The sequence below is a fragment of the Stenotrophomonas aracearum genome, assembly GCF_031834615.1.
Classification (GTDB): Bacteria; Pseudomonadota; Gammaproteobacteria; order Xanthomonadales; family Xanthomonadaceae; genus Stenotrophomonas; species Stenotrophomonas aracearum.
In genome coordinates this window covers 926497-949830 of the sequence record NZ_CP115543.1, presented here as the reverse complement: position 1 = coordinate 949830, position 23334 = coordinate 926497, and the positions used below count along the sequence as shown (strand labels likewise).

General features: G+C 67.1%; 17 protein-coding genes, 6 tRNA genes and 1 pseudogene. 11 read left to right on the top strand and 13 right to left on the bottom strand.

The genetic code is table 11. The features are described 5' to 3' along the window. Positions 1-103 precede the first annotated feature (103 nt). The 8 genes from clpP to PDM28_RS04335 form a co-directional block, all read right to left on the bottom strand. Complete coding sequence (clpP, locus tag PDM28_RS04370) at positions 104-730, bottom strand: ATP-dependent Clp endopeptidase proteolytic subunit ClpP (RefSeq protein WP_102944205.1); 627 nt, start codon at positions 728-730, stop codon at positions 104-106. Positions 731-796: 66 nt separating this feature from the next. Further along, complete coding sequence (tig, locus tag PDM28_RS04365; protein ID WP_102944206.1) at positions 797-2092, bottom strand: trigger factor; 1296 nt, start codon at positions 2090-2092, stop codon at positions 797-799. 199 nt (positions 2093-2291) lie between these two features. Next, positions 2292-2376: transfer RNA gene (locus tag PDM28_RS04360), tRNA-Leu, on the bottom strand. A 161-nt stretch (positions 2377-2537) separates the two neighbouring features. After that, positions 2538-2613: transfer RNA gene (locus PDM28_RS04355), tRNA-Lys, on the bottom strand. Between the two features lie 161 nt (positions 2614-2774). After that, positions 2775-2850: transfer RNA gene (locus PDM28_RS04350), tRNA-Lys, on the bottom strand. A gap of 84 nt (positions 2851-2934) precedes the next feature. Next, a tRNA-His gene (locus PDM28_RS04345) sits at positions 2935-3011 on the bottom strand. Positions 3012-3087: 76 nt separating this feature from the next. Continuing rightward, a tRNA-Arg gene (locus PDM28_RS04340) sits at positions 3088-3164 on the bottom strand. 46 nt (positions 3165-3210) lie between these two features. After that, a tRNA-Pro gene (locus tag PDM28_RS04335) sits at positions 3211-3287 on the bottom strand. 152 nt (positions 3288-3439) lie between these two features. Between PDM28_RS04335 and PDM28_RS04330 the strand changes: the two genes are divergently transcribed. Further along, on the top strand, positions 3440-4198 hold the full coding sequence (locus PDM28_RS04330; RefSeq protein WP_311183920.1) for a Bax inhibitor-1/YccA family protein: 759 nt from the start codon (positions 3440-3442) through the stop codon (positions 4196-4198). 102 nt (positions 4199-4300) lie between these two features. On the opposite strand, the gene PDM28_RS04325 is transcribed toward PDM28_RS04330, so the two are convergent. The 3 genes from PDM28_RS04325 to grxC form a co-directional block, all read right to left on the bottom strand. Continuing rightward, positions 4301-5308: an isocitrate dehydrogenase gene (locus tag PDM28_RS04325; protein WP_102944208.1), complete on the bottom strand. Its 1008-nt coding sequence runs from the start codon at positions 5306-5308 to the stop codon at positions 4301-4303. 213 nt (positions 5309-5521) lie between these two features. Next, complete coding sequence (locus PDM28_RS04320) at positions 5522-5917, bottom strand: carboxymuconolactone decarboxylase family protein (protein WP_311183919.1); 396 nt, start codon at positions 5915-5917, stop codon at positions 5522-5524. After that, a complete protein-coding gene (gene grxC / locus PDM28_RS04315) occupies positions 5914-6210 on the bottom strand; it encodes a glutaredoxin 3 (RefSeq protein ID WP_311183918.1) in 297 nt (98 codons plus the stop codon). The genes PDM28_RS04320 and grxC overlap by 4 nt, the downstream gene beginning before the upstream one ends. Before the next feature lie 108 nt (positions 6211-6318). Between grxC and PDM28_RS04310 the strand changes: the two genes are divergently transcribed. The 9 genes from PDM28_RS04310 to lpxH all read left to right on the top strand — a co-directional run bounded on the left by PDM28_RS04310 (position 6319) and on the right by lpxH (position 19544). Further along, on the top strand, positions 6319-7959 hold the full coding sequence (locus PDM28_RS04310; RefSeq protein WP_311183917.1) for a M48 family metalloprotease: 1641 nt from the start codon (positions 6319-6321) through the stop codon (positions 7957-7959). A gap of 135 nt (positions 7960-8094) precedes the next feature. Further along, positions 8095-8784 (top strand): phosphate regulon transcriptional regulator PhoB, encoded by a 690-nt coding sequence (gene phoB, locus PDM28_RS04305; protein WP_068849561.1) that lies wholly within the window; start codon positions 8095-8097, stop codon positions 8782-8784. A 14-nt stretch (positions 8785-8798) separates the two neighbouring features. Next, entirely contained in the window at positions 8799-10139 is a 1341-nt protein-coding gene (phoR, locus tag PDM28_RS04300) for a phosphate regulon sensor histidine kinase PhoR (protein ID WP_070209462.1), read from the top strand. Beyond that, a complete protein-coding gene (gene ppk1, locus PDM28_RS04295) occupies positions 10136-12217 on the top strand; it encodes a polyphosphate kinase 1 (RefSeq protein ID WP_311183916.1) in 2082 nt (693 codons plus the stop codon). Before phoR ends, ppk1 begins: the two co-directional genes overlap by 4 nt. A 21-nt stretch (positions 12218-12238) precedes the next feature. Further along, a complete protein-coding gene (gene ppx, locus PDM28_RS04290; RefSeq protein WP_102944213.1) occupies positions 12239-13765 on the top strand; it encodes an exopolyphosphatase in 1527 nt (508 codons plus the stop codon). A 292-nt stretch (positions 13766-14057) separates the two neighbouring features. Continuing rightward, on the top strand, positions 14058-16979 hold the full coding sequence (locus tag PDM28_RS04285; protein ID WP_311183915.1) for a TonB-dependent receptor domain-containing protein: 2922 nt from the start codon (positions 14058-14060) through the stop codon (positions 16977-16979). Positions 16980-17125: 146 nt separating this feature from the next. Continuing rightward, a complete protein-coding gene (locus PDM28_RS04280) occupies positions 17126-18262 on the top strand; it encodes a glycosyltransferase family 4 protein (RefSeq protein ID WP_102944215.1) in 1137 nt (378 codons plus the stop codon). Continuing rightward, positions 18243-18782 carry a phosphatase PAP2 family protein gene (locus tag PDM28_RS04275; protein ID WP_311183914.1) on the top strand — a complete coding sequence of 180 codons (540 nt, stop codon included), beginning with the start codon at positions 18243-18245 and terminating at the stop codon, positions 18780-18782. The genes PDM28_RS04280 and PDM28_RS04275 overlap by 20 nt, the downstream gene beginning before the upstream one ends. Positions 18783-18803: 21 nt before the next feature. Then, entirely contained in the window at positions 18804-19544 is a 741-nt protein-coding gene (lpxH, locus tag PDM28_RS04270) for a UDP-2,3-diacylglucosamine diphosphatase (RefSeq protein WP_311183913.1), read from the top strand. A 19-nt stretch (positions 19545-19563) separates the two neighbouring features. Here the strand turns inward: lpxH and PDM28_RS04265 are convergent. Next, a pseudogene (locus PDM28_RS04265) lies at positions 19564-20819 on the bottom strand (zinc-dependent metalloprotease). A 216-nt stretch (positions 20820-21035) separates the two neighbouring features. Between PDM28_RS04265 and PDM28_RS04260 the strand changes: the two are divergent. Beyond that, the gene (locus PDM28_RS04260; protein WP_311183912.1) at positions 21036-22523 is read left to right on the top strand and encodes a phospholipase effector Tle1 domain-containing protein; all 1488 of its coding nucleotides are present in this window, start codon (positions 21036-21038) and stop codon (positions 22521-22523) included. 30 nt (positions 22524-22553) lie between these two features. Here PDM28_RS04260 and PDM28_RS04255 read toward each other — a convergent pair whose 3' ends face one another. Next, complete coding sequence (locus PDM28_RS04255) at positions 22554-23330, bottom strand: ferritin-like domain-containing protein (protein ID WP_102944274.1); 777 nt, start codon at positions 23328-23330, stop codon at positions 22554-22556. Between the last annotated feature and the right edge of the window lie 4 nt (positions 23331-23334).

Genomic DNA, 23334 nt, shown 5'->3' with positions numbered 1-23334 from the left:
CTTCGCTTACCCAGTTACCCCACCCGCTGAACGGGGGTTCGATTCGAGAATAACACAGGGCCGGGAGGACGCCAGTCCAGCCCGACCCTGCGGAAACAGGCCATCAGGCCGGGGTGATCGACTCTTCCGGACGGCGCTCCAGCACCTGGTCGACCAGGCCGTAGGCCACCGCGTCGGCCGCGCTCTTGAAGTTGTCGCGCTCGGTGTCGCGCGCGATGGTCTCCAGCGACTGCCCGGTGTGCTTGGCCAGCACTTCGTTCAGGCGCGCACGCAGGGTGAGGATCTCACGCGCGTGGATGTCGATATCGGTGGCCTGGCCCTGGAAGCCGCCCAGCGGCTGGTGGATCATCACGCGCGAGTTCGGCAGCGCGTAACGCTTGCCGGCCGCGCCGGATGCCAGCAGCAGCGCGCCCATGGAGGCGGCCTGGCCGACGCAGATGGTGCTCACGTCCGGCTTGATGTACTGCATGGTGTCGTAGATCGCCATGCCGGCGGTGACCACGCCACCCGGCGAGTTGATGTAGATGCTGATGTCCTTTTCCGGGTTGTCCGCTTCCAGGAACAGCAGCTGCGCCACCACCACGTTGGCCATGTGATCGTCGATCGGGCCCACGAGGAAGATCAGGCGCTCCTTCAACAGGCGCGAATAGATGTCATAGGCGCGCTCGCCGCGGCTGGTCTGTTCGACCACCATCGGAACCATGTTCAGGGCTTTGGTTTGGTTGTCCATTTCTGAGGCACCTATTTGGGGGAAACCACCCCGCGCCAGCGGCGCGGGGCATGAAACGCCGCCCGCTTACTGGCGGATGGCGTCCTGGAACGACAGCGACTGCTCGGTGTGCTGGGCGCGCTCGGCGATCCAGTCGATCACCTGCTCTTCCATCACGCGGTTCTGCAGCCCACTCATCAGCTGGGGGTCGTTGCGGTACATCTCAATGACCTGTTCCGGCTCTTCATAGGTCGAAGCAATCAGACGCATGGTTTCGTTCAGGCGCTTCGGGTCCAGGCGCAGGTCGTTGCGGCGGGCCACTTCACCAACCAGCAGGCCGACCAGCACGCGCTTGGCGGCGGCGTCCTTGAAGCCTTCGTGGGCGTCGGCCGGGATCTCGCCCGGGTTGCGGCCGCTGCGGCGGATCTGCTCGACCTGCTGGGCCAGCATGGCGCGGGCTTCGTTGTCGACCAGGCGCGGCGGCATTTCCACCGAGGCGTAGGCGGCGATCAGCTGCTCACCGACTTCCTTGCGCAGGCGGTTCATCAGCGCGCCCTTGAGCTCGCGTTCCAGGTTGGCGCGGATGTCCTTGCGGAACTGCTCTACGTCGCCGCCCTTCACGCCGAAGCTCTTGATGAAGTCGGCGTCGACTTCCGGCAGTACCGGCTCGGACACGTCCACCGCCTTGACGGTGACCTTGACCTGCTTGCCGGCCAGGGCCGGCACGCGCCAGTCGGCCGGGAATTCGACGTCCAAGGTCTTCTCTTCACCCTTGGCCAGGCCGACCAGGCCCTGTTCGATCTGCTCGAACATCATGCCCTGGCCCACCACCACGCTGCCCTTTTCGGTGCCTTCGGCCGGCAGGCGCTCATCGCCGGCCTGCGACCAGGTTTCCAGTGCGACCAGGTCGCCGTCCTGGGCGCCACGGGTCACCGGGCTCCAGCTGCGGCGCTGTTCGCGCAGGTTGGTGATCATCTGGTCGATGTCGGCGTCGTTGATCTCGGCGGTGTGGCGCACGACGGTCAGCTTGCTGACGTCGACGTCGCCGAAGTCCGGCACCAGCTCGACGGTGGCGACGAACGAGAACTCGCCGTCATCGCCCTTGTCGATGCGCGGGGCGCCGGCGATGCGCAGCTCGTGCTCGCGGATGGCCGCGTCGAAGGTTTCGCGCAGCAGGCCGTCGACGGCTTCGCTGCGGACCTGCTGGCCGAAGCGCTGCTCGATCACCTTGGCCGGCACCTTGCCCGGGCGGAAGCCCTTGATGCGCGCGGTACGGGCGATTTCGCCCAGGCGGCCGCTGATGTGGGTCTGCAGGCGGTCTTCCGGCAGCGAGAAGGTCAGGCGGCGTTCCAGATTGCCGGTGGATTCGATCGAAGCTTGCATGTTGACTCCTGCCAACCGGTGGGCACGCCCCCGGCACGATGTGATTGGATGGAACGGGTTGGGAACGCGGGTCGTGGACGCGCCTGCCCGCCGCAGCCCTGTAGTTTCGCCGATAACGGCCAGCGCCGCCAGCATGCGGCCGGAAGCGTCAATCAGAGGCCTGTTCAGGCAATCCCGTCCGGGGCCGATGCCCGGTACCTGGTGCGAAAGGGGGGACTCGAACCCCCACGCCTTGCGGCACTGGAACCTAAATCCAGGGCGTCTACCAATTCCGCCACTTTCGCAGGACGCGCAGTATAGCTGCGGGAGGGTCGGGATTGGAGGGACACGCATGGCGTGTCACTACGGGGGAGTCCGGGCGTAGCGACACGCCATGCGTGTCCCGCGCGATGCCCGGATTACAGGCAAGAAAAAAGCCACCCGGCTGACCGGATGGCTTCTGTCTTGGTGGGCTGTCAAGGATTCGAACCTTGGACCTATTGATTAAGAGTCAACTGCTCTACCAACTGAGCTAACAGCCCGAAAATCGGGAGGCGAATTATGACGCACTGCCGCAGGAATGCGCAAGGGGTTTGTATGAATGAACGATCACGGATCGCGAAGGACACGCATGGCGTGTCCCACGCAATGCCGGAACACGCGAAAGAAAAAAGCCACCCGGGTGACCGGGTGGCTTCTGTCTTGGTGGGCTGTCAAGGATTCGAACCTTGGACCTATTGATTAAGAGTCAACTGCTCTACCAACTGAGCTAACAGCCCTGAAAACTCAGGCGATCATTGTAACGATTCCGCCTTTTTTTGCAACCCCGATTCACTTTCGGCGAATCGGATACATCAAATCAGTGGGGTGGCTGAGGGGATTCGAACCCCCGACCACCGGAATCACAATCCGGTACTCTAACCAACTGAGCTACAGCCACCACTGAAAACCTTTTGAACGTTTGACGCGCATGGCGCGTCACTACCGCTTTTTGAACACCTGCCGCATGCGCCAAGTGGCGCGCCCGACAGGAATCGAACCTGTAACCGCCGGCTTAGAAGGCCGGTGCTCTATCCAGTTGAGCTACGGGCGCCCTGACCGGATTGTCGCATTCCCATCCCGGTTTGAGCAGCGGGACGTGGTCGGGGTAGAGGGATTCGAACCCCCGACATCCTGCTCCCAAAGCAGGCGCGCTACCAGACTGCGCTATACCCCGGTGGTTTCATCCCTCGAGGCTCCCCCCGAAAGAGTCGGCTATTGTGGGAATCGCCGACCCATCTGTCAACGGTTTTCACGGACTTTTTCACATCCGCTATGCTCGGCACAGTACCGGATGGACCGGACCCCTACCCTTCAAGGAGATTGGCAATGCGCAGCGGCAACCCCGCACTTTCCGAGTCGACCTTCCTCGACCTGGCCAGTGGCTCGGTCGTAACCTCGCCCGACCAGGCGATGACCATCAACGGCACGGTCAACAAGACCGGCATCCTGCTGCTGCTGACGGTCATCACCGCCGCCTTCGCCTGGAGCCAGACCATCGGCGTCGACGGCCAGATCGCACCGGGCGCGATGATCTACGCCATCGGTGGCGCGATCGGCGGGCTGGTCCTCGCCCTTGTCACGGTGTTCAAGAAGGAATGGTCGCCGGTGACCGCGCCGATGTACGCACTGGTGGAAGGCTTCTTCCTCGGCGCGATCTCCGCCGTGTTCGAAGCACGCTTCCCGGGCATCGTGTTCCAGGCCGTGCTGCTCACCTTCGGCACCCTGTTCGCGCTGCTGGTGGCGTATCGCAGCGGGCTGATCAAGGTCACCGAGAACTTCAAGCTGGGCGTGGTCGCGGCCACCGGCGGCATCGCGCTGCTGTACCTGGCCTCGTTCGTGCTCAGCTTCTTCAACATCAACGTGCCGGTGATCCATGAAGCCAGCTGGCTGGGCATCGCCTTCAGCCTGTTCGTGGTCGTGGTCGCCGCGCTGAACCTGGTGCTGGACTTCGACTTCATCGAAAACGGTGCGGCAGCGCGCGCGCCCAAGTACATGGAGTGGTACGGCGCGTTCGGCCTGATGGTCACGCTGGTGTGGCTGTATGTGGAGTTCCTGCGGCTGCTGTCCAAGCTCAACCAGCGTTGAGGCGAAGCATCAACGCGTAGTGCCGGCCGCTGGCCGGCTCCACGGAACCGCAAACAAAAAAGGGCCGCGAAAGCGGCCCCTTTTCGTTCCGTCGCGAACCCCTTACAGGCGGCTCGCGATGGCCTGGGCGAAGCCCATGGTGTTGCCGGTGCCGCCGAGGTCGCCGGTCAGCGAATCCTTGGCTTCCAGGGTAGCCACGATCGCCTTGCGCAGGCGCTCGGCGTTATCGGTCTGGCCGACATGGTCCAGCATCTGCGCGGCCGCCAGTAGCAACGCGCACGGATTGGCCTTGCCCTGCCCGGCGATGTCCGGCGCGGTGCCGTGCACGGCTTCGAAGATCGCCGCGTTCTCACCGATGTTGGCGCCCGGGGCCAGGCCCAGGCCGCCGACTAGGCCGGCGCACAGGTCGGAGATGATGTCGCCGAACAGGTTGGTGGTGACGATCACGTCGAACTGTTCCGGGCGCATCACCAGCTGCATGCAGCAGTTGTCGACGATCATTTCCTGGAACTCGATGTCCGGGTACTTGGCCGCCACTTCGCGGGCCACGGCCAGGAACAGGCCCGAGGTCGACTTGATGATGTTGGCCTTGTGCACCGCGGTGACCTTCTTGCGGCCGGTGCTGCGGGCCAGTTCGAAGGCGTAGCGCACGATGCGCTCGGAACCCTTGCGGGTGATGCGGGTGCCGGAGAACGCGGTCTCGCCGTCGGCCGACACTTCCTGGCCTTCGGCCAGGTAGGCGCCTTCGGTGTTCTCACGCACGGTGATCAGGTCCACGCCGTCGCCGAATCGCGACTTGGTGTTCGGGAACGACACCGCCGGACGCACGTTGGCGTACAGGTCGAAGTGGCGACGCAGGCTGACGTTGATCGAGGTGAAACCACCACCGACCGGCGTGGTCAGCGGGCTCTTCAGGGCGATCTTGTTGCGCGCGATCGACTCCAGGGTCGAAGCCGGCATCAGGTCGCCATGCTTCTCCAGGGCGACCAGGCCCGCGTCGGCGTCTTCGTACTCAAAACCGGTGTCCAGCTTGCCGAGCACGAACAGGGTGGCGTCCATGATCTCCGGGCCGATGCCGTCACCGCGGATGACCGTGATTTTCTGCGTCATTTGATCTGTTTCCGAACCGAGGGGGAGCGCCGTCAAGCAGGTGCAGGAGCACCGGCGCAAGGGAAGTTTCAACGGCAATTATGCCTTACCCGGTGTTGGACCCCAAGTTAGCCAATGGTGGCAACCGGGTAGTGCCGGCCGCCGGCCGGCTCCCCTTGCTGCCGGCTACTCCGAGGAGCCGGCCAGCGGCCGGCACTACGGCCAAGGGGCGGTTCAGGCGTGCTCGTGGGCGTCCGGGGCGGCGGCGCCGCCTTCCAGCTGGTCCAGGAAGTCCACCGCGCGGCGCAGGTGCGGGATCACGATGGAGCCGCCGACCACCAGGCCGACCGAGAAGGTCTCGAAGAACTCCTCACGGGTCACCCCGGCGTCCTTGCACTGGGCCACGTGGTAGCTGATGCAGTCGTCGCAGCGCAGCACCATCGAGGCGACCAGGCCCAGCAGTTCCTTGGTCTTCACATCCAGCGCGCCGGCCTGGTAGGTCTGGGTGTCGAGCGCGAAGAAGCGCCGCACCACCTGGTTGGGCTCGCCCAGGATGCGCTGGTTCATGCGCTGGCGGAACTCGGTGAACTCGGCGATCCGGTCCTTGCCGGCGTCGTCGGCGGCGCTCATGCGCCCTCCCCGTTCAGCAACGGCTCAAGCTTTCCGGCCTGGTGCAGCGCCATCATGTCGTCGAAACCGCCCACGTGGGTCTCACCGACGAAGATCTGCGGCACGCTGGTGCGCTTGGTCTTGGCCATCATCTTCTGGCGTTCTTCCGGGTCCAGGTCGATGCGGACCTCGGTCCACTCGCGGCCCTTGCTCTTCAGGAAGTTCTTGGCCGCCACGCAGTAGGGGCAGACCGCGGTCGAATAGATGGTGATGGCGGGGGTCCCACCCGGGTTGGAAGCGACATCTTGGCTCACGGGAAACTCCACAACGGAACGATTGTCTGTATATGGTAGCCCTGCGTCGGATATTCCATGTCATCACCGCAACACAGTGACTCAACCACCGCTTCCAGGAGTACCCGTTTGCGCCCTCTGCTGCTCTCCGCCGCCCTGACCCTGGCCCTGGCCGCACCGTGGGCGTCGGCCCAGGACAGCAAGCTGCCGGACATCGGCTCCTCGGCCGGCGAGCTGCTGACCCCGGCCCGCCAGGCCGAGTACGGCGGCATGATGCTGCGCGAGCTGCGCAACTACGGTTACCTGCTCGACGACCCGCTGGTGGACGACTGGCTGCAGACCATGGGCGCCCGGCTCGGCTCCAACAGCGCCCAGCCCCGCCAGTCCTACACCTTCTTCATGCTGCGCGACCGCCAGATCAATGCGTTCGCCACCCTCGGCGGGTACGTCGGTGTCAATGCCGGGCTGGTGCTGACCGCAGAGCGCGAGGACGAGGTGGCCGCGGTGCTGTCCCACGAAATCGCCCACGTCACCCAGCAGCACGTGCTGCGCGGGGTGGAACGGGCCCAGCGCGACCAGATTCCGATCCTGCTCGGCATGCTGGCCGCAGTGGTGGCCGCGCAGCAGGCCGACGGCAATTCCTCCGGCGATGCGACCATGGCCGCGATCACCTCGGGCATGGGGCTGATGCAGCAGCGCCAGATCAACTACACCCGCAGCAACGAGTCCGAGGCCGACCGCCTGGGCATCCGCACCCTGGCCCGCAGCGGCTACGACGTGGACGCGATGGCCGGGTTCTTCGAGCGCATGTCGGCCTCCATGCGCGGCAATGCCGGCGGCTACTCGGTGCCGGACTTCCTGCAGACCCACCCGGTCAACACCACCCGCATCAGCGAAGCCAAGGCCCGCGCCGAACAGATGAAGAAGGACACGGTGCTGCTGACCACCGAGGTCCCCGGCGGGGTCCGCCAGGAACGGGTGAATCCGACCGACCCGGCGCTGTCCGAGCCGGTCGTCCAGCGCAACAACCCGCTGCTGCCGGCGTCGATGCAGTTCTCGGTGAACGCGCTCAGCCGCGGCGCCAGCGGCCAGTTCGACTGGGCCCGCGAACGCCTGCGGGTGCTCAGCGCCGACACACCCGCCGACCTCGCCACCGAGTACCAGAACCTGCAGCGCGCGCAGAAGAACGGACTGACCGAACCGCAACGCTACGGCCTGGCCCTGGCGCGGCTGCGCAACAGCAATCCGACCGAAGCACGACGCGACCTGGCCGCGCTGCTGCAGGACCACCCGGACAACCTGTGGGTGGCGCTGGCATTGGGCGAGGCCGAATCGCGCAGCGGCCAGAAGGCCGAGGCCAATGCCCGCTTCGACACCCTGCTGCGCCAGCACCCGGGCAGCCGGCCGGTGGCCCTCACCTACGCGGAAATCCTCAACGAACAGGGCGGCCGCGAGGCCGGCCAGCGCGCCCAGGCGATGCTGCGCCCGCTGCTGGCCCAGAGCGGCAACGACCCGGTGTTCCAGCAGCGCTATGCCCGCGCCAGTGAGCTGGCCGGCGACACCCTGCGCGCCAGCGAGGCCTACGCCGAGGCGGCGTTCCTGAACGGCCGCCCGGAGCAGGCGCTGATCCAGCTGCAGGCGCTGAAGAAGCGTTCGGACCTGGACTACGTGGGCCGCGCCCGGGTCGACGCCCGGATCGAGAGCATCACCCCGACCGTGCTCGAAATGCGCCGCCAGGGCATAGATGACCCCGAACTCGAGCGACGGTAGCCCCGGCCGTTGGCCGGACGTTGGTTCCGTAAAGATGACGTGAAGATTGCAGCCCCGTCATCATGGTCACAAACATGTCATGAAACCGTAGTCTACTGGGCCCAATCCCGGTCTGATGAGCAATACGGTGGGCACGTGCAGAAACGCATCCTGATCGTCGATGACGAACCCGCGATCCGCGAAATGGTCGCCTTCGCCCTGCGCAAGGGCGACTACGACCCCATTCACGCCGGTGACGCCCGCGAGGCGCAGACCGCCATCGCCGACCGCGTGCCGGACCTGATCCTGCTGGACTGGATGCTTCCGGGCACCAGCGGCCTGGACCTGGCCCGGCGCTGGCGCAAGGAGGCCCTCACCCGCGAGGTGCCGATCATCATGCTGACCGCGCGTGGCGAAGAGAACGACCGCGTCGGTGGGCTCGAAGCTGGCGTGGACGATTACGTGGTCAAGCCGTTCTCGGCGCGCGAACTGCTGGCGCGGATCCGCGCGGTGATGCGCCGCGCGCGCGACGACGATGAAGACGGCAGCGTGGCAGTGGGCAGCATCCGCATCGACGGCGCCGCGCACCGCGTGTTCGCCGGCGACCAGCCGGTGCCGATCGGGCCGACCGAATACCGCCTGCTGCACTTCTTCATGACCCATCCCGAGCGCGTGTATACCCGCGCCCAGCTGCTCGACCACGTGTGGGGCGGCAGCGTATACGTGGAGGAACGCACCATCGACGTGCACATCCGGCGCCTGCGCAAGACGCTGGAACCGTTCGGTGCGGAGAACATGGTGCAGACCGTACGCGGCGCGGGGTATCGTTTCTCGACGTCCACGTGAACCACGAGACTGCAATGCCGCGCCACATCCGTTCTGCCTGGCTGAAAACGCTCGCGACCCTGGCCGTGCTGCTGCTGGCTGCGGTGCTCGTGGGCCTGGCCACCGGGCAGGTCTGGATGTGCATCGCGCTGGCCTCGATCGGCGCGCTGGCCTGGCATTACTGGCGGCTGCGCAAGGTGCTGCGCCGGCTCACCGCGCGCCAGCGCTGGGACATGAGCGGCGGCAACGGGGTCTGGAACGAACTGGACCGCCTGCTCTACCGCAACCAGTTGGAAATGCGCACGCGCAAGCGACGCCTGCTGGACATGCTGCGCAGCTACCGCGCCGCCGCGGCGGCCCTGCCCGACGCGGTGGTGGTGGTGGACCGCAACAGCCAGCGCGTGCAGTGGTTCAACGAATCGGCGACCACCCTGCTCGGCCTGCACCATCCCGGCGACCTCGGCGAGGCGCTGGTCGAACGGCTGCAGCCGATGCCGCTGGCCCACTGGCTGGCCGGGGGCCGCAATGCCGAGCCGATCCTGGACGTGCCCTCGCCGGTCGATCCGGCGATCCGCCTCAACCTGCGCCTGATTCCGTATTCGCCCGACTACTGGCTGCTGATCGCGCGCGACGTGAGCAAGCTGCTGCGGCTGGAGCAGGTCCGCCGCGACTTCGTGGCCAACGTCTCGCATGAACTGCGCACGCCGCTCACCGTGGTGCACGGTTACCTGGACATGATGGAGCCGGAGGATTTCCCCGGCACCGGCCCGATGCTGGAAGAAATGCGCAAGCAGTCGCAGCGCATGGCGCAGCTGGTCGAAGACCTGCTGACCCTGTCGCGGCTGGAATCGCAGGAACACACCGAAGAAGAAACCGTGGCGATGGCGCCGATGCTGGCCACGCTGCGCCGCGAAGCCGAAGCGCACAGCCAGGGCCGCCACACGATCAGCGTCATCGACAACGCCGGGGTCGACCTGCAGGGTTCCAACAAGGAACTGCACAGCGCGTTTTCCAACCTGGTCACCAACGCGGTGCGCTACACCCCGGCCGGTGGCCGGGTCGAGGTGGAGCTGGCGCGCGAAGGCCAGGGCGTCGTGCTGGCGGTACGTGACACCGGCTATGGCATTCCCGCCACCCACCTGCCGCGCCTGACCGAACGCTTCTACCGGGTCTCCAGCAGCCGTTCGCGCGAAAGCGGCGGCACCGGGCTGGGCCTGTCGATCGTCAAACACATCCTTGGCCTGCACCACGCCCGCCTGGAGATCCAGAGCGAAGTCGGCAAGGGCAGCACGTTCTCCTGCCATTTCGATGCCGACCACGTGCGCGAGCGCACCGACGCGGCCCTCCTTCCTTCCGCAGAAGACTTTTCCGCATGAGCAGCCTCGTTCCCATCGCCGTGCCGGCGGAAACCGATGACCTGCGCGACCCGGCGCTGTACATCAACCGCGAGCTGTCGCAGCTGGACTTCAACTTCCGGGTGCTGGCCCAGGCCATGGACCCGCAGGTACCGGTGCTGGAGCGGCTGCGCTTCATGTGCATTTCCTGCACCAACCTGGACGAGTTCTTCGAGATCCGCGCCGCGGCAGTGCGCCATGCGCAGGAGTTCGGCCTGCCGCCGGCACCGGACGGCATGACCCCGCAGGCGATCCTCAGCGCCATCCATGACCGCGCCGCCGAGCTGGTGGACCAGCAGTACCGCTGCTGGAACGACACCCTGCGCCCGGCCCTGCACGAGGCCGGCATCGACGTGCTGGGTCGGCATTCGTGGAACCACCGCCAGAAGCGCTGGCTGCGCGCGTACTTCCGCAACGAGATCATGCCGGTGCTGTCGCCGCTGGGCCTGGACCCGTCGCACCCGTTCCCGAAGATCCTCAACAAATCGCTGAACATCGTGGTGGTGCTCAAGGGCACCGACGCGTTCGGCCGCGCCGGCCACCTGGCCATCGTGCGCGCACCGCGCTCGCTGCCGCGCATCATCCAGCTGCCGCAGACCCTGGGCGGCCCGCAGACCTTCGTGTTCCTGTCCTCGGTGCTGTCGACCTTCGTCGGCGAGCTGTTCCCGGGCATGGAAGTCCAGGGCGCGTACCAGTTCCGGGTAACCCGCAATTCGGAACTGGTGGTGGACGAGGAAGAAGTGGAAAACCTCGCCCTGGCCCTGCGCGACGAGCTGGTCGACCGCGGCTACCGGCCGGCGGTGCGGCTGGAGATCGCGCAGGACTGCCCGCGCGACATCGTGCGCACCCTGCTGCAGAACTTCGGCCTGACCGAAAACGCGGTGTACCAGATCGACGGTCCGGTCAACCTCAACCGCGTGATCCAGCTGTACGACCTGCTGGCCCGCCCGGAACTGAAGTACCCGCCGATGAGCCCGCGCACGCTGCGCGACAGCGACGGCATCTTCGAGGTGGTGGCGCGCAAGGACGTGCTGCTGCACCACCCCTTCGACGCGTTCACTGCCGTGCTGGACCTGATCAAGCAGGCGGCGGTGGATCCGAACGTGCTGGCGATCAAGCAGACCCTTTACCGCACCGGCAAGGATTCGCAGATCGTCGATGCGCTGATCCTGGCCGCGCGCAACGGCAAGGACGTCACCGTGGTGGTCGAGCTGCGCGCGCGCTTCGACGAAGAAGCGAACCTGGGCCTGGCCGACCGCCTGCAGGAAGCCGGCGTGCAGGTGGTGTACGGCGTGGTCGGCTACAAGACCCACGCCAAGATGCTGCTGATCGTGCGCCGCGAAGGCCGCAAGCTGCGCCGCTATGTGCATTTGGGCACCGGCAACTACCACAGCGGCACCGCGCGCGCGTACACCGACCTGAGCCTGATCACCGCCGACGCGGACATCGGCAATGACGTGCACCTGCTGTTCCAGCAGCTGTCCGGGCTGGCCCCGCGGACCCGCCTGAAGCGCCTGCTGCAGTCGCCGTTCACCCTGCACGACGGCCTGCTGCAGCGGATCGAGCGCGAAATGCACCTGGCCCGCAAGGGCCGCCCCGGGCGCATCATCGCCAAGATGAACGCCCTCAACGAGGCGCAGGTGGTACGTGCGCTGTATGCGGCCTCGCAGGCCGGCGTGCAGATCGACCTGATCGTGCGCGGTGCCTGCACGCTGCGCCCGGGCGTGCCCGGGGTGTCGGACAACATCCGGGTGCGCTCGATCGTCGGCCGCTTCCTGGAACACAGTCGTGTGTACTGGTTCGGCAACGACGGCGCTGCGGAACTCTACTGCGCCAGCGCCGACTGGCTCGAACGCAACCTGCTGCGCCGGGTCGAGACCTGCTTCCCGATCCTGGACCCGGAGCTGGCCCGCAAGGTCTACCGCGACGTGCTGCAGAACTACCTGGACGACAACCTCAATGCCTGGGAACTGCAGGCCGACGGCACCTACCGCAAGTGCACGCCGGGCCACGACGAGCCCCCGCATTCGGCGCAGATGGCATTGATGGCCGGGTTGTAGGCCATCGGCTACCATTCGTCCATGCCGCATACCTCCACGACACCGCCCGCCCTGCAGGATGGCGACCTGCTCGCCGCCATCGACCTGGGCTCCAACAGTTTCCACATGGTCATCGCGCGCTACACGCTCGGCCAGCTGCGGGTGGTCGACCGCCTGCGCGAGACCGTGCGCATGGCCGACGGCCTGGATGGCAAGGGCGGCCTGTCGGCCGAGGCGCGCCAGCGCGCGCTCGAGTGCCTGGCCCGGTTCGGCCAGCGCATCCGCGGCATTCCCCCGGTGCGGGTGCGCGCACTGGCCACCAACACGGTCCGCCAGCTGCGTTCGCCGCAAGCCTTCCTGATGCCGGCCGAAACCGCGCTGGGACATGCCATTGAAGTGGTCAGCGGGCGTGAAGAGGCCCGCCTGATCTACCTGGGCGTGGCCCACGCCCAGCCGCCCAAGCCGGACCAGCGCCGGCTGGTGATCGACATCGGCGGCGGTTCCACCGAATTCATCATCGGCCAGGGCATGCAGACCCTGGAGCGCGAAAGCCTGCAGGCCGGCTGCATTGCCAGCACGCGGCGCTTCTTTCCCGGCGGCAAGCTGAGCAAGAAGCGCTGGAAGGACGCACTGACCGAGATCGGTGCGGAGTTCCAGCAGTTCGCCACCAAGTACCGTTCGCTGGGCTGGGACGAGGCCCTGGGGTCATCGGGCACCCATAAGGCGATCAGCGAGATCTGCGCCAGCATGAAGCTGAGCAAGGGCGCGATCACCGCCGAAGCGCTGCCGCAGCTGCGCGACGAGCTGCTCAAGGCCAAGCGGATCGAAGACATCGACCTGCCCGGCCTGTCGCCGGACCGCCGCCCGATCATCGCCGGCGGCATCCTGGTGCTGGAAGCGGCGTTCCACGCGCTGGGGCTGCAGAAGCTGCTGGTCAGCAAGGCCGCGATGCGCGAAGGCATCCTCTACGACATCCTCGGCCGTGCCAGCGAGAACGACCTGCGCGACGAGTCGGTCGATGCCCTGACCCAGCGCTATGGCATCGACACCGTCCAGGCCGACCGGGTGCAGCGCACCGCGATGGACCTGTTCGGCCAGGTGGAAAAGGCATGGAACCTGGACCCCGACGACGCGCGCATGCTCGGCTGGGCCGCACGCCTGCACGAGCTGGGCCTGATGATCGCGCACAGCGGCTACCACGTGCATGGCAGCTACGTGTTGGAGAACTCGGACATCGCCGGCTTCTCGCGGCAGGAACAGCAGCTGCTGGCCGCGCTGGTGCGCAGCCACCGCCGCAACGTGTCCAAGTCCGCGTTCGACGCCCTGCCCGAGCGCCTGCTGCTGCCGGCCCGGCGCATGACCGCCCTGCTCCGGCTGGCGGTGCTGCTCAACCGCGCCCACGAAGACAGCCCGATGCCGGCGCTGGAGCTGAGCGCGGACGACAACCGCCTGTCGCTGATCCTGCCGCAGGCCTACATCGACGCCCGCCCCCTTCTGCGCGCCGACCTGATCGGCGAGACCGACGGCATGGCCGGACTCGGCATCCTGTTCCGCCCCTTCGTGGCGTAATCGCGCCGCGTTGCGCAGATCTGCGTGACGCGCCGCACCATCCCGATACATTTCGATACATCAGGACACAGCGCCTGATGGGTGCGCTTTGTCACAATCTGTTGATTTACAAGGTAATACATCCCATTGGTTACGGGGTGGTGAATTATTTTTGGCAAAAAGCTTTACATCGGCTTAACGACTGGGACTAAGATCGAGTCACCGGCCCACTTGGGACGGTTTTCGAGCGACGCGGGGACTTGGGACCCCGCCGACCTCTTTTGATTCAGTTCTGAACCAGAGAGAGAGCCAAATGACTTCACGCATCAACGTACTGGGGCAGGCGATCCGCTATGCCCTGGTCGCCGGTACCGCCGGCCTGGTGGCCGCCCCGGCCATGGCACAGGACGCGCCGAGCCCCACCAACCTGGATCGCATCGAGATCACCGGTTCGCGCATCCGCACCGTTGACGTGGAGACCGCCCAGCCGGTGTTTGCGATCAGCCGCACCGACATCGAACGCCAGGGCTTCAGCTCGGTGGCCGACATCCTGCAGAACGTCACCGCCATGGGCAGCCCGACGATCAGCCGCGCCAACGCGCTGACCGCTGGTGAGAATGCCGGCGGTACCTACATCGACATGCGCAACCTGGGCACCCAGCGCACGCTGGTGCTGGTCAACGGCAAGCGCTTGGGCATCAGCACCTCCGGTTACCAGGACGTGTCCACCCTGCCGGTCTCGGCGGTGGAGCGGATTGAAGTGCTGAAGGACGGCGCCTCGGCGATCTACGGTTCGGACGCGATGGCCGGCGTGGTCAACATCATCACCCGCAGCAACGTCACCGGCACCACCGTGAACGTCTACCACGGCCAGTACAGCGAAGGCGACGGCGCGCGCGACCGTATCGACGCGGTCACCGGCTGGAGCAACGACCGCCTGTCGCTGACCCTGGCGCTGGAGCACTCCGAAGAAGACGGCGTGTGGGCACGCAACCGCGGCTTCAGCCAGTACGGCATGACCGACCGCCACCCGCTGGACGCGAGCAACTGGACCACGATCAGCCAGTACGGCCAGATCACCGGTCTGCGCGGCCCGGGCTGCACGGCCACCGCCGGCTGCGGCTACTCGCTCAACCGTGGCAGCGACCCGACCCGTCCGGGCAACTACCACCGCACCGACACCACGCCGTTCACCGGTGACGTGAGCAACGCCAACGACCAGATGCACGTGATGTATCCGCTCAAGCGCGACTCGGTGTACTTCGATGGTCGCTTCGCGATCACCGACAGCATCAACTTCCGCACCGAGCTGGGCTACAACGAGCGTGAGTCGACCCGCCAGATCGCCGGCTACCCGCTGCAGTCCAGCACCGCCGGCGTTGGTTCGATGTCGATCAACAGCTACTTCAACCCGTTCGGCAACCAGCACGGCTACGCCACCCCGACCGCGGTGGCCTGGAACCGCCGTACCTGGGAAGTGCCGCGCGTGACCACCAGCGAACTGAAGACCTACCGCGCGGTGGCCTCGTTCGACGGTTCGTTCGACATCGGCGAGCGCTACTTCGACTGGGAAGCGGGCTACCAGTACAACCGCAACGAACTGGAATCGATCGCCACCGGCAACCTGCACAAGGCGCGCGTCGCCGCCGGCGTCGGCCCGTCGTTCCTGAACACCGCCACCGGCAAGGTCCAGTGCGGTACCGCCGCCGCGCCGATCGGCTACGACGTGTGCAAGCCGTGGAACCCGCTGGTTCCGTACGGCACCACCGCTGCGGACGGCCTGTACGGCAATGCAGAGCTGCAGGCATGGCTGTTCCCGGAAGAAGTCACCAAGGGCCGCACCACCTCGAAGAACTTCTTCGCCAACATCGCCGGTTCCATCGTCACCCTGCCGGGCGGCGACATGGGCTTCGCGTTCGGCGTTGAAAGCCGCAAGGAAGACGGCCGCTACACGCCCGATCCGCTGGCCCAGACCGGTGCCACCACCAACCTGGCCGCAGGCCCGACCGGTGGCGACTACACCGTCAACGAGGCGTACCTGGAACTGAACGTGCCGGTGCTGGCCGACCTGCCGGGCGCGAAGGAACTGACCTTCAACGGCGCGACCCGCTTCTCCGACTACGACACCTTCGGCAACACGCTCAACAGCAAGTTCGGCTTCAAGTGGAAGCCGATCGATTCGCTGATGGTGCGCGGCACCTGGGCCGAGGGCTTCCGCGCCCCGACCATCAACGACCTGTTCGGTGGCGGTTCGGAAACCTTCGCCCAGTTCAGCGATCCGTGCGACACCGTGTTCGGTTCTTCGCGCACCAGCGCCGAAGTGCGCGCACGCTGCTCGCGTGACATCGCCAACGCCGCCACGTTCCGCCAGCTGCGCCAGGGCGGCACGCCGGTGACCGTGGCCACCGACGCCACCCCGGTGCCGTTCACCAGCGGCTCGAACCCGGACCTCACCCCGGAAACCTCCAAGAGCAAGACGCTGGGCCTGGTCTGGAGCCCCGGCTTCATCCAGAACTTCAACGCCTCGCTGGACTGGTGGAAGATCCGCATCGACAACACCATCATTGCCGATACGCCTTCCCAGATCCTGATCGACTGCTATGAGCAGGGCATCGACGCACGCTGCACCCGCTTCGATCGCGACCCGGTCACCGGCATCGTCACCAACCTGAAGTTCGGCAACCGCAACGCCGGTTTCCTGGAAACCGAAGGTTACGACCTGGACCTGAGCTACCGCCTGGATACCGCGTTCGGCAAGTTCTCGCTGAACTCGGCCACCACCTACGTGTCCAGCAACATCTACCGTTCGACCAACGACGCCAGCGTCGTCCCGACCACCACCAACGGCATCGGCAGCGGCTTCCGCGTCCGTTCCAACCTGGTGCTGGGCTGGGACCGCGAAGACTTCGGCATGAGCTGGACCGCGCGTTACTACTCGGGTGTGAAGGAACAGTGCGCCAACATCGCCCTGTACCCGGAAGAGTGCTCGGATCCGAACCAGTACGCCCCGTGGTACAAGGGGTCGCGCAACTACAACGAGCGCGGCTCGGTCACCTTCCACGACGTGCAGTTCCGTTACAACCTGCCGTGGGACGGCACCGTGTCGGTCGGCGCCAACAACGTGTTCGACCGCCTGGGTCCGATCATGTACAGCAAGCCGAACTCGGCCTTCTCGTACTACGGCGGCTACGACATCGGCCGCGTGATCTACATGAAGTACCAGCAGCGCTTCTGATCGCCCCCCGCGGGTGATGGAACATGACCACGGCCCTTCGGGGCCGTGGTTTTTTTGTGCCCGGTCACGGCGTCATCTGCTGGTCATGGCCGCGTCATGTCGGCTACATCGCCGCCCGCGAGCATGCGCCAAACCGGGAGGTTCCCATGCGCTACGCGATCGTCACCGAAACGTATCCCCCCGAAGTCAACGGCGTCGCCCTGACCGTACAGGGCCTGGAGCAGGGACTGCGCGCGGCCGGGCACGAGGTGGACCTGGTCCGCCCGCGCCAGGGCGATGAGACCGACGCCGGCGGCGCGCTGCTGGTACAGGGCGCGGGCCTGCCGCGCTACCCCGGGCTGCGTTTCGGCCTGCCGGCCCCCAAGCGGCTGGCCCGGCAGTGGCAACAGCAGCGGCCCGATGCGATCTACATCGCCACCGAGGGCCCACTGGGCTGGTCGGCGCTGCGCACCGCGCGGCGGCTGGGCATTCCAGTGGCCACCGGCTTCCACACCCGGTTCGACGAGTACCTGCCCGACTACGGCGTGGCCTGGCTGCAGGCCGCCGCACTGCGCTGGATGCGCCGCTTCCACAACCAGGCCGACGCGACCCTGGTGCCGACCCAGGAGCTGCAGCAGTTCCTGGCCGGCCAGGGCTTCGACCGGGTCCGCCTGCTCGCGCGCGCGGTGGACAGCAGCCAGTTCGAGCCGACGCGGCGCGACCCGGCGCTGCGCGAGGAATGGGGCATCGACGGCACCGGCTTTGCCGCGATCTACGTCGGCCGCATTGCCGCGGAAAAGAACCTGGCGCTGGCGGTGAAGGCCTTCCGCCGCCTGCAGCAGGTGCGCCCCAAGGCGCGCTTCGTGTGGGTCGGCGATGGCCCGGCGCGCGGGAAGCTGGCGCATGAAAACCCGGATTTCATCTTCTGCGGGGTGCAGCGCGGCGACGCGCTGGCCCGGCACTTCGCCAGTGGCGACCTGTTCCTGTTCCCCAGCCGCAGCGAGACCTTTGGCAATGTCACCCTGGAAGCAATGGCGAGCGGCGTGACCACGGTCGCCTTCGATTACGGTGCCGCGCGCGAGCACCTGCGCACCGATGAAACCGGCGTGGCGGTCGACGACGATGCCGCCTTCGTCGACGCCGCCGTGCGCCTGGCCGGCGACGATGCCGCGCGCGAACGCCTGGGCCGCAATGCCGCCGTGGCGATGCAGCGACTGCATCCGCAGCAGGTGGTGGCCGAGTTCGAGGCCCTCCTTGCCGAACTGGCCCACGCCCGGAGGCCGCATGCGGACCACGCCGCTTGAAGCCCTGCGCGGGCGCGAAACCCGCCTGTGCCGCCGCGCCAACGACTACTGCCGGCACCGTCGGGTGCGCCGCGCATTCGCGGTGGTCAGCCGGCTCGGCGACGGGGTGTTCTGGTATGCCCTGATGGGCGCGCTGGTGCTGGTCGACGGTTTCGACGGCCTGCGCGCGTCGCTGCACATGGCGGCCACCGGGTTGATGGCGCTGCTGCTGTACAAGGGCCTGAAGCGCTGGACGAGGCGTCCGCGGCCCTACGCGGCCGACCTGCGGATCCGCGCCTGGGTGGCGCCGCTGGACGAGTTCAGCTTCCCGTCCGGGCATACGCTGCACGCGGTGTCGTTCACCATCGTGGCGCTGGCGTACTACCCGTGGCTGGCCCCGCTCCTGGTGCCGTTCACCGCAGCGGTCGGCGTGTCGCGGGTGGTCCTGGGATTGCATTACCCCAGTGACGTGCTGGCGGCGACGGCCATAGCCACGGCCTTGGCGGGTGCGAGCCTGCAATGGTTGCCTTTGCCGGTTTGATAACCGAATACAATGCGTGGCATGACCACGCTGTTCATTTCCGATCTGCACCTGGACCCCAGCCGTCCAGCCATCACCGAGCTGTTCCTGGCGTTCCTGCAGCGCGAGGCGATGCAGGCCGACGCCCTGTACATCCTCGGGGATCTGTTCGAGGCCTGGATCGGCGATGACACCCCCTCGCCCGCCGCCGACGCGGTGGCCGACGCGCTCAAGGCGGTGTCTGCAGCCGGGGTGCCGGTGTACTTCATCCGCGGCAACCGCGATTTCCTGGTCGGCGACGACTACGCGCGCCGCGCCGGATTCCGGATCCTGCCCGACCCCAGCGTGATCGACCTGTACGGCCAGCCGGTGCTGCTCCAGCACGGCGACCTGCTGTGCACCGACGACGTGGCCTACCAGCAGTTCCGCGCGCAGACCCGCGACCCGGTGTTCCAGGCGCAGTTCCTGGCGCAGCCGCTGGCCGCGCGCATCGCCTTCGCACAGAAGGCGCGCGATGCCAGCCAGGCCCGCCAGTCGGAAATGAAGCAGGGCAACCGCGCCACCTTCGAGACTGTCACCGACGTCGCCCCGGACGAGGTCACCGCCACCTTCGTGCGGCACGGCGTGGACACCATGATCCACGGCCATACCCACCGCCCTGCAATCCATACCCTGCAGGCCGGTGGCCGCAGCTGCACGCGCATCGTGCTCGGCGACTGGTACGAACAGGGTTCGGTACTGCGCGTCACGCCACAGGGCTGGACCCTGGACGCGTTGGCCTGACGCGCAGCCCCGGAGTCCGTTACCGGAACGCGGCGACCGCCGCCTTGGTGTTGACCAGCACGCGCTGGTTGTCCGCGCTCGAGGCGATGCCCATCGGCACCCCGTTGTAGCTGATGTTGGGGTTGGACCAGAAGTTCAGGCGCGGGCAGCCCGAGGTGCAGTCGTAGGCCATGATGGTGCGCCAGCGCGCGCCGCTGGCCGGCTGGTAGCGATACCCGTGGCCATACGCATACGGCGTGGTGCTGGAGTCGGTGGCGATGTCGTGCCGGGCGCTCTGCAGGTGGCCGATCTCATGCGCGAACGAGTAGTAGCCCGTGGCGCAGTCCCAGTACACCGCCGCGAACGCGCTGGACGCGGTCGAACCGATTCCCGACGCCAGCCCGCAGTAGCTGCTGTTGTTGAGGATCAACACCGCCACGTCCGCCGCCGTGCTGTTGCGGGTGGTGTGGATCGCATCCATGTAGCCATCATTGGTGGAGCGGAAGCGCGCCAGGTCGGTGCTGAAGTTGCCGGTCTGGCATACGCCACGGCCTGGTAGCCGGCCAGCTGCATGGTGATGCCCACGTTGCTGTTGGTGTAGCCCTGGTTGGACTCGGCCACCGCCAGCTGCACCAGCTGCTGCATGTTGCCGCCGTAGGCACTCACCGCTGCATTGGTGGCGGCCACCAGCACGCGGATGGTGGCCGGGCTGCCCGACGACGCGGCCGCGATGCCGGCACGCTCACTGGCCGGCATCTCGATCTTCGGCAGCGTGTTGTAGTCGGCCGGATGCTCGGCCGGCATCCGCGACTCGTCGACCTGGACCAGCACGTGGCGGCCGTCGCTGAGCGGGCGCAACCGGTACAGCGTGCCGTTCCTGCGGATCGATCCGGTCACCGTCCCGCCGGACTGCACCAGGATCACCGAATTGCCCGGGTCATTGCCGCCCGCCTGGCGGGTCAGCTTCGATCCCGCATCCCGCAGGCTGCCGTACCAGATGCTGCCGCCATCGGGGAGGTTCTCGACCCGCTGTTGCAGTGCCTGCACCGGCGTGCCCAGCAGCTCGAACTCCAGCTGGCGCTGGCCGGCCACCACCGCGCCTGCATCGACCCGGACTTCCTGCACCGCCGCCGTGGACGGTGCCGCCAGCACCGCCTGCGCGGCCGGCTGGCTGGCCGCACTGGCACGGCTCAACACCGTGACCGGCGCGAACAGGGGCGCGGCCGCCGCCGTGCCGACGGTGACCAGGAACAGCGTGATCGCAACTGCGGTCTTTCTCATCGGACTGGACATCATGTCGCCTCGCTATGAGTGATCTTCAGTAAGGAACGTGTTCGCGCTGCCACCCCTGTCAGCAGGCGTGACCATCTGGCGCCAATCGGTCGCGTGAATTCAATAGAGGCCCTCGATCACATGTCGGAACTGTGACCCCGACCCGAAGCGGTTCAGTTACGTCGCGCTCGTGTCGTTTTCGCGCTACCTTTGGCCTGCATCGACAGGGGACACCGAGGCATGGCTGGGCATCCCGATCCGACCACTCCCGTGCCGGTCACGCTGCAGATCGGCCTGTTCTTCGACGGCACCCGCAACAACGCCGACAACCTGCGGCACGCCTCGCGTCCCGCCGGCCGCGCCGCCCCCGCCCCGCTCGCACCGGCGCCGGCCGTGCTCGCCGACGACGCCTCGCCCTACCAGAGCCGCCTGACCAGCAGTTTCAGTAACGGCCTGACCAACATCGCGCGCCTGCATGCGCTCTACCCCGACCACCGCAATGGCGCGGCGTCCACGCCCGGCCTGCTGTCGCTGGCGATCTACATCGAAGGCGCCGGCACCCGCACCGGCAAGGACGACGACCTGATGGGCCTGGCCTTCGGCATCGGCGCCACCGGTGTGAAAGCCAAGGTCCACCAGGCGCTCGACGTGCGCCTGCCCGAGGCCCTGCGCGCCCTGGCACGGACCCTGCCCGCGCAGCTCGTAGGCAGCGTACGCCTGGATCTGTTCGGCTTCTCGCGCGGCGCCGCCTCCGCCCGCGACGCGGTCAACCGCCTCAACGCCGCCGACGGCCGCAGCTGGCTGCAGGAACAGCTGCGGCGCACCGGCTGGACCGCCGCCGCCACCGCAACCGCCCGCCCGGTGCGCTTCGTCGGCCTGTTCGACACCGTGGTCGCCATCGATGCCCGGCAGCGCGACGAACTGCCCCGCGTGGTGCTCGCCCCCGGCTGCGCCGACAAGGTCGTGCAGGTCGTCGCCCGCGACGAACACCGCCACTACTTCGCACTCACCACCGTCGCACCGGCGCATGAAGAAATCGCCCTGCCCGGCGTACACGCCAACATCGGCGGCGGCTACGACCAGCGCATCGAAGGACCGAAACTGCTGACCCGGCCGCAGGGACAACGGTTGCGCAATCACGGCGTGCCCGACACCACGACCCCGCCGCTCGGCGTACTCCAGGCCACGCAGGTGTACGCGCGCGCCCAGGCCGACTGCCGACGCTGGCAGGCCGCGCTCGGACTGGATGACGCCCGCATCTGGGTCGACGTATGGCACCGCTGGCAGCAGATGCGCGTGGCCGGCAGCGACAGCGTGCTGCCGCAGTGGGTGCTGTTCGCGCATGCCGCCGTGGTGCTCAAGCGCGAGATCGACTGGCGTTACCAGTTGATCGCACTGCGCCTGGTGCATGCACGCGCCGCAGCGGCGGGCGTGGTGTGGGCGCGCACGCCGGATGCCGATCCGACATTGGCGTTGCCGACGGAACTGCAGCCGATTGCCACGCGCCTGGTGGCCGGGCAGGCATTGGATGCCGCGCAGGAAACGTTGTTGCGACAGCGCTACCTGATGCAGTCCGCGCATTGGAATTTCGATGCGCTGGGCGACACCGCGTTGTTGTATGCAGCGGACGAGGCCACGCGGGAACTGCCGTATCGGCCAGGGCCGGGATTGTTTTACATCAACCGGCCAACGGACGATGGGAAACGCGTGGTGTTGGGGAACGTTTGACTGGTGGATGCAGCCACGCAGGGCGTGGCTCTACCGGCGGGTCGCCTGCTCCAGCAGATCCGCCATTTCCTCTTCGTCGAACCCTGCCAGCAAACGCGCTTCCAGATTGAACGGACCATTGAGATAACCGCCCGCGTGTTCCTTCAACAACGCGATGAACCGAGCGCGAGGCTCCACCCCTTCGCGCGCACAGTACCAGCGGTACCACCGCGTCCCCGCCGCTACATGTGCCACCTCTTCGCGCAGGATGATCTCCAGCACATCGGCGGTCGCGTGGTCGTTGGATGAGCGCAGCTTGGTGATCATCCCCGGCGTCACGTCCAGCCCGCGCGCCTCCAGCACGCGTGGCACCAGCGCCATCCGCGCCAGGCCATCGTGCGCCGTTTTCTCGCACATCTCCCACAACCCGTTGTGCGCCGCGAAATCGCCGTAGTCGAACCCGTAGGCCTGCAACCGCTCGCGCAGCAACAGGAAATGGCGCGACTCATCGTCGGCCACCCCCACCCAGTCCGCATGGAACGACGACGGCAGCCCCCGGAAGCGGTACACCGCATCCCAGGCCAGGTCGATCGCATTGAGCTCGATATGCGCGATCGCGTGGATGAATGCCGCACGCCCTTCCGCGTTGCCCAACCCACGCCGTGGTACCTCGCGCGGATGCACCAGTCGCAGCTGCGCTGGCCGACCCGGCATCCGGATCGGCTCCGGCATCGGTGCGTCCGCCGCCAGCTTCAACTGCCCCGCCCGATACTGCCCCGCGTACTCCCGCGTCAGCGCCACCTTGCGCAGCGGATCGGCTTCCGCCATGCAC

Coding starts and splice junctions, on each gene's coding strand:
- PDM28_RS04255 (WP_102944274.1), bottom strand. CDS start 23,330: ATGGCGGAAGCCGATCCGCTGCGCAAGGTGGCGCTGACGCGGGAGTAC.
- PDM28_RS04280 (WP_102944215.1), top strand. CDS start 17,126: ATGCGCTACGCGATCGTCACCGAAACGTATCCCCCCGAAGTCAACGGC.
- PDM28_RS04325 (WP_102944208.1), bottom strand. CDS start 5,308: ATGACGCAGAAAATCACGGTCATCCGCGGTGACGGCATCGGCCCGGAG.
- clpP (WP_102944205.1), bottom strand. CDS start 730: ATGGACAACCAAACCAAAGCCCTGAACATGGTTCCGATGGTGGTCGAA.
- PDM28_RS04320 (WP_311183919.1), bottom strand. CDS start 5,917: ATGAGCGCCGCCGACGACGCCGGCAAGGACCGGATCGCCGAGTTCACC.
- PDM28_RS04260 (WP_311183912.1), top strand. CDS start 21,036: ATGGCTGGGCATCCCGATCCGACCACTCCCGTGCCGGTCACGCTGCAG.
- phoR (WP_070209462.1), top strand. CDS start 8,799: ATGCCGCGCCACATCCGTTCTGCCTGGCTGAAAACGCTCGCGACCCTG.
- ppx (WP_102944213.1), top strand. CDS start 12,239: ATGCCGCATACCTCCACGACACCGCCCGCCCTGCAGGATGGCGACCTG.
- PDM28_RS04275 (WP_311183914.1), top strand. CDS start 18,243: ATGCGGACCACGCCGCTTGAAGCCCTGCGCGGGCGCGAAACCCGCCTG.
- PDM28_RS04330 (WP_311183920.1), top strand. CDS start 3,440: ATGCGCAGCGGCAACCCCGCACTTTCCGAGTCGACCTTCCTCGACCTG.
- lpxH (WP_311183913.1), top strand. CDS start 18,804: ATGACCACGCTGTTCATTTCCGATCTGCACCTGGACCCCAGCCGTCCA.
- tig (WP_102944206.1), bottom strand. CDS start 2,092: ATGCAAGCTTCGATCGAATCCACCGGCAATCTGGAACGCCGCCTGACC.
- ppk1 (WP_311183916.1), top strand. CDS start 10,136: ATGAGCAGCCTCGTTCCCATCGCCGTGCCGGCGGAAACCGATGACCTG.
- PDM28_RS04285 (WP_311183915.1), top strand. CDS start 14,058: ATGACTTCACGCATCAACGTACTGGGGCAGGCGATCCGCTATGCCCTG.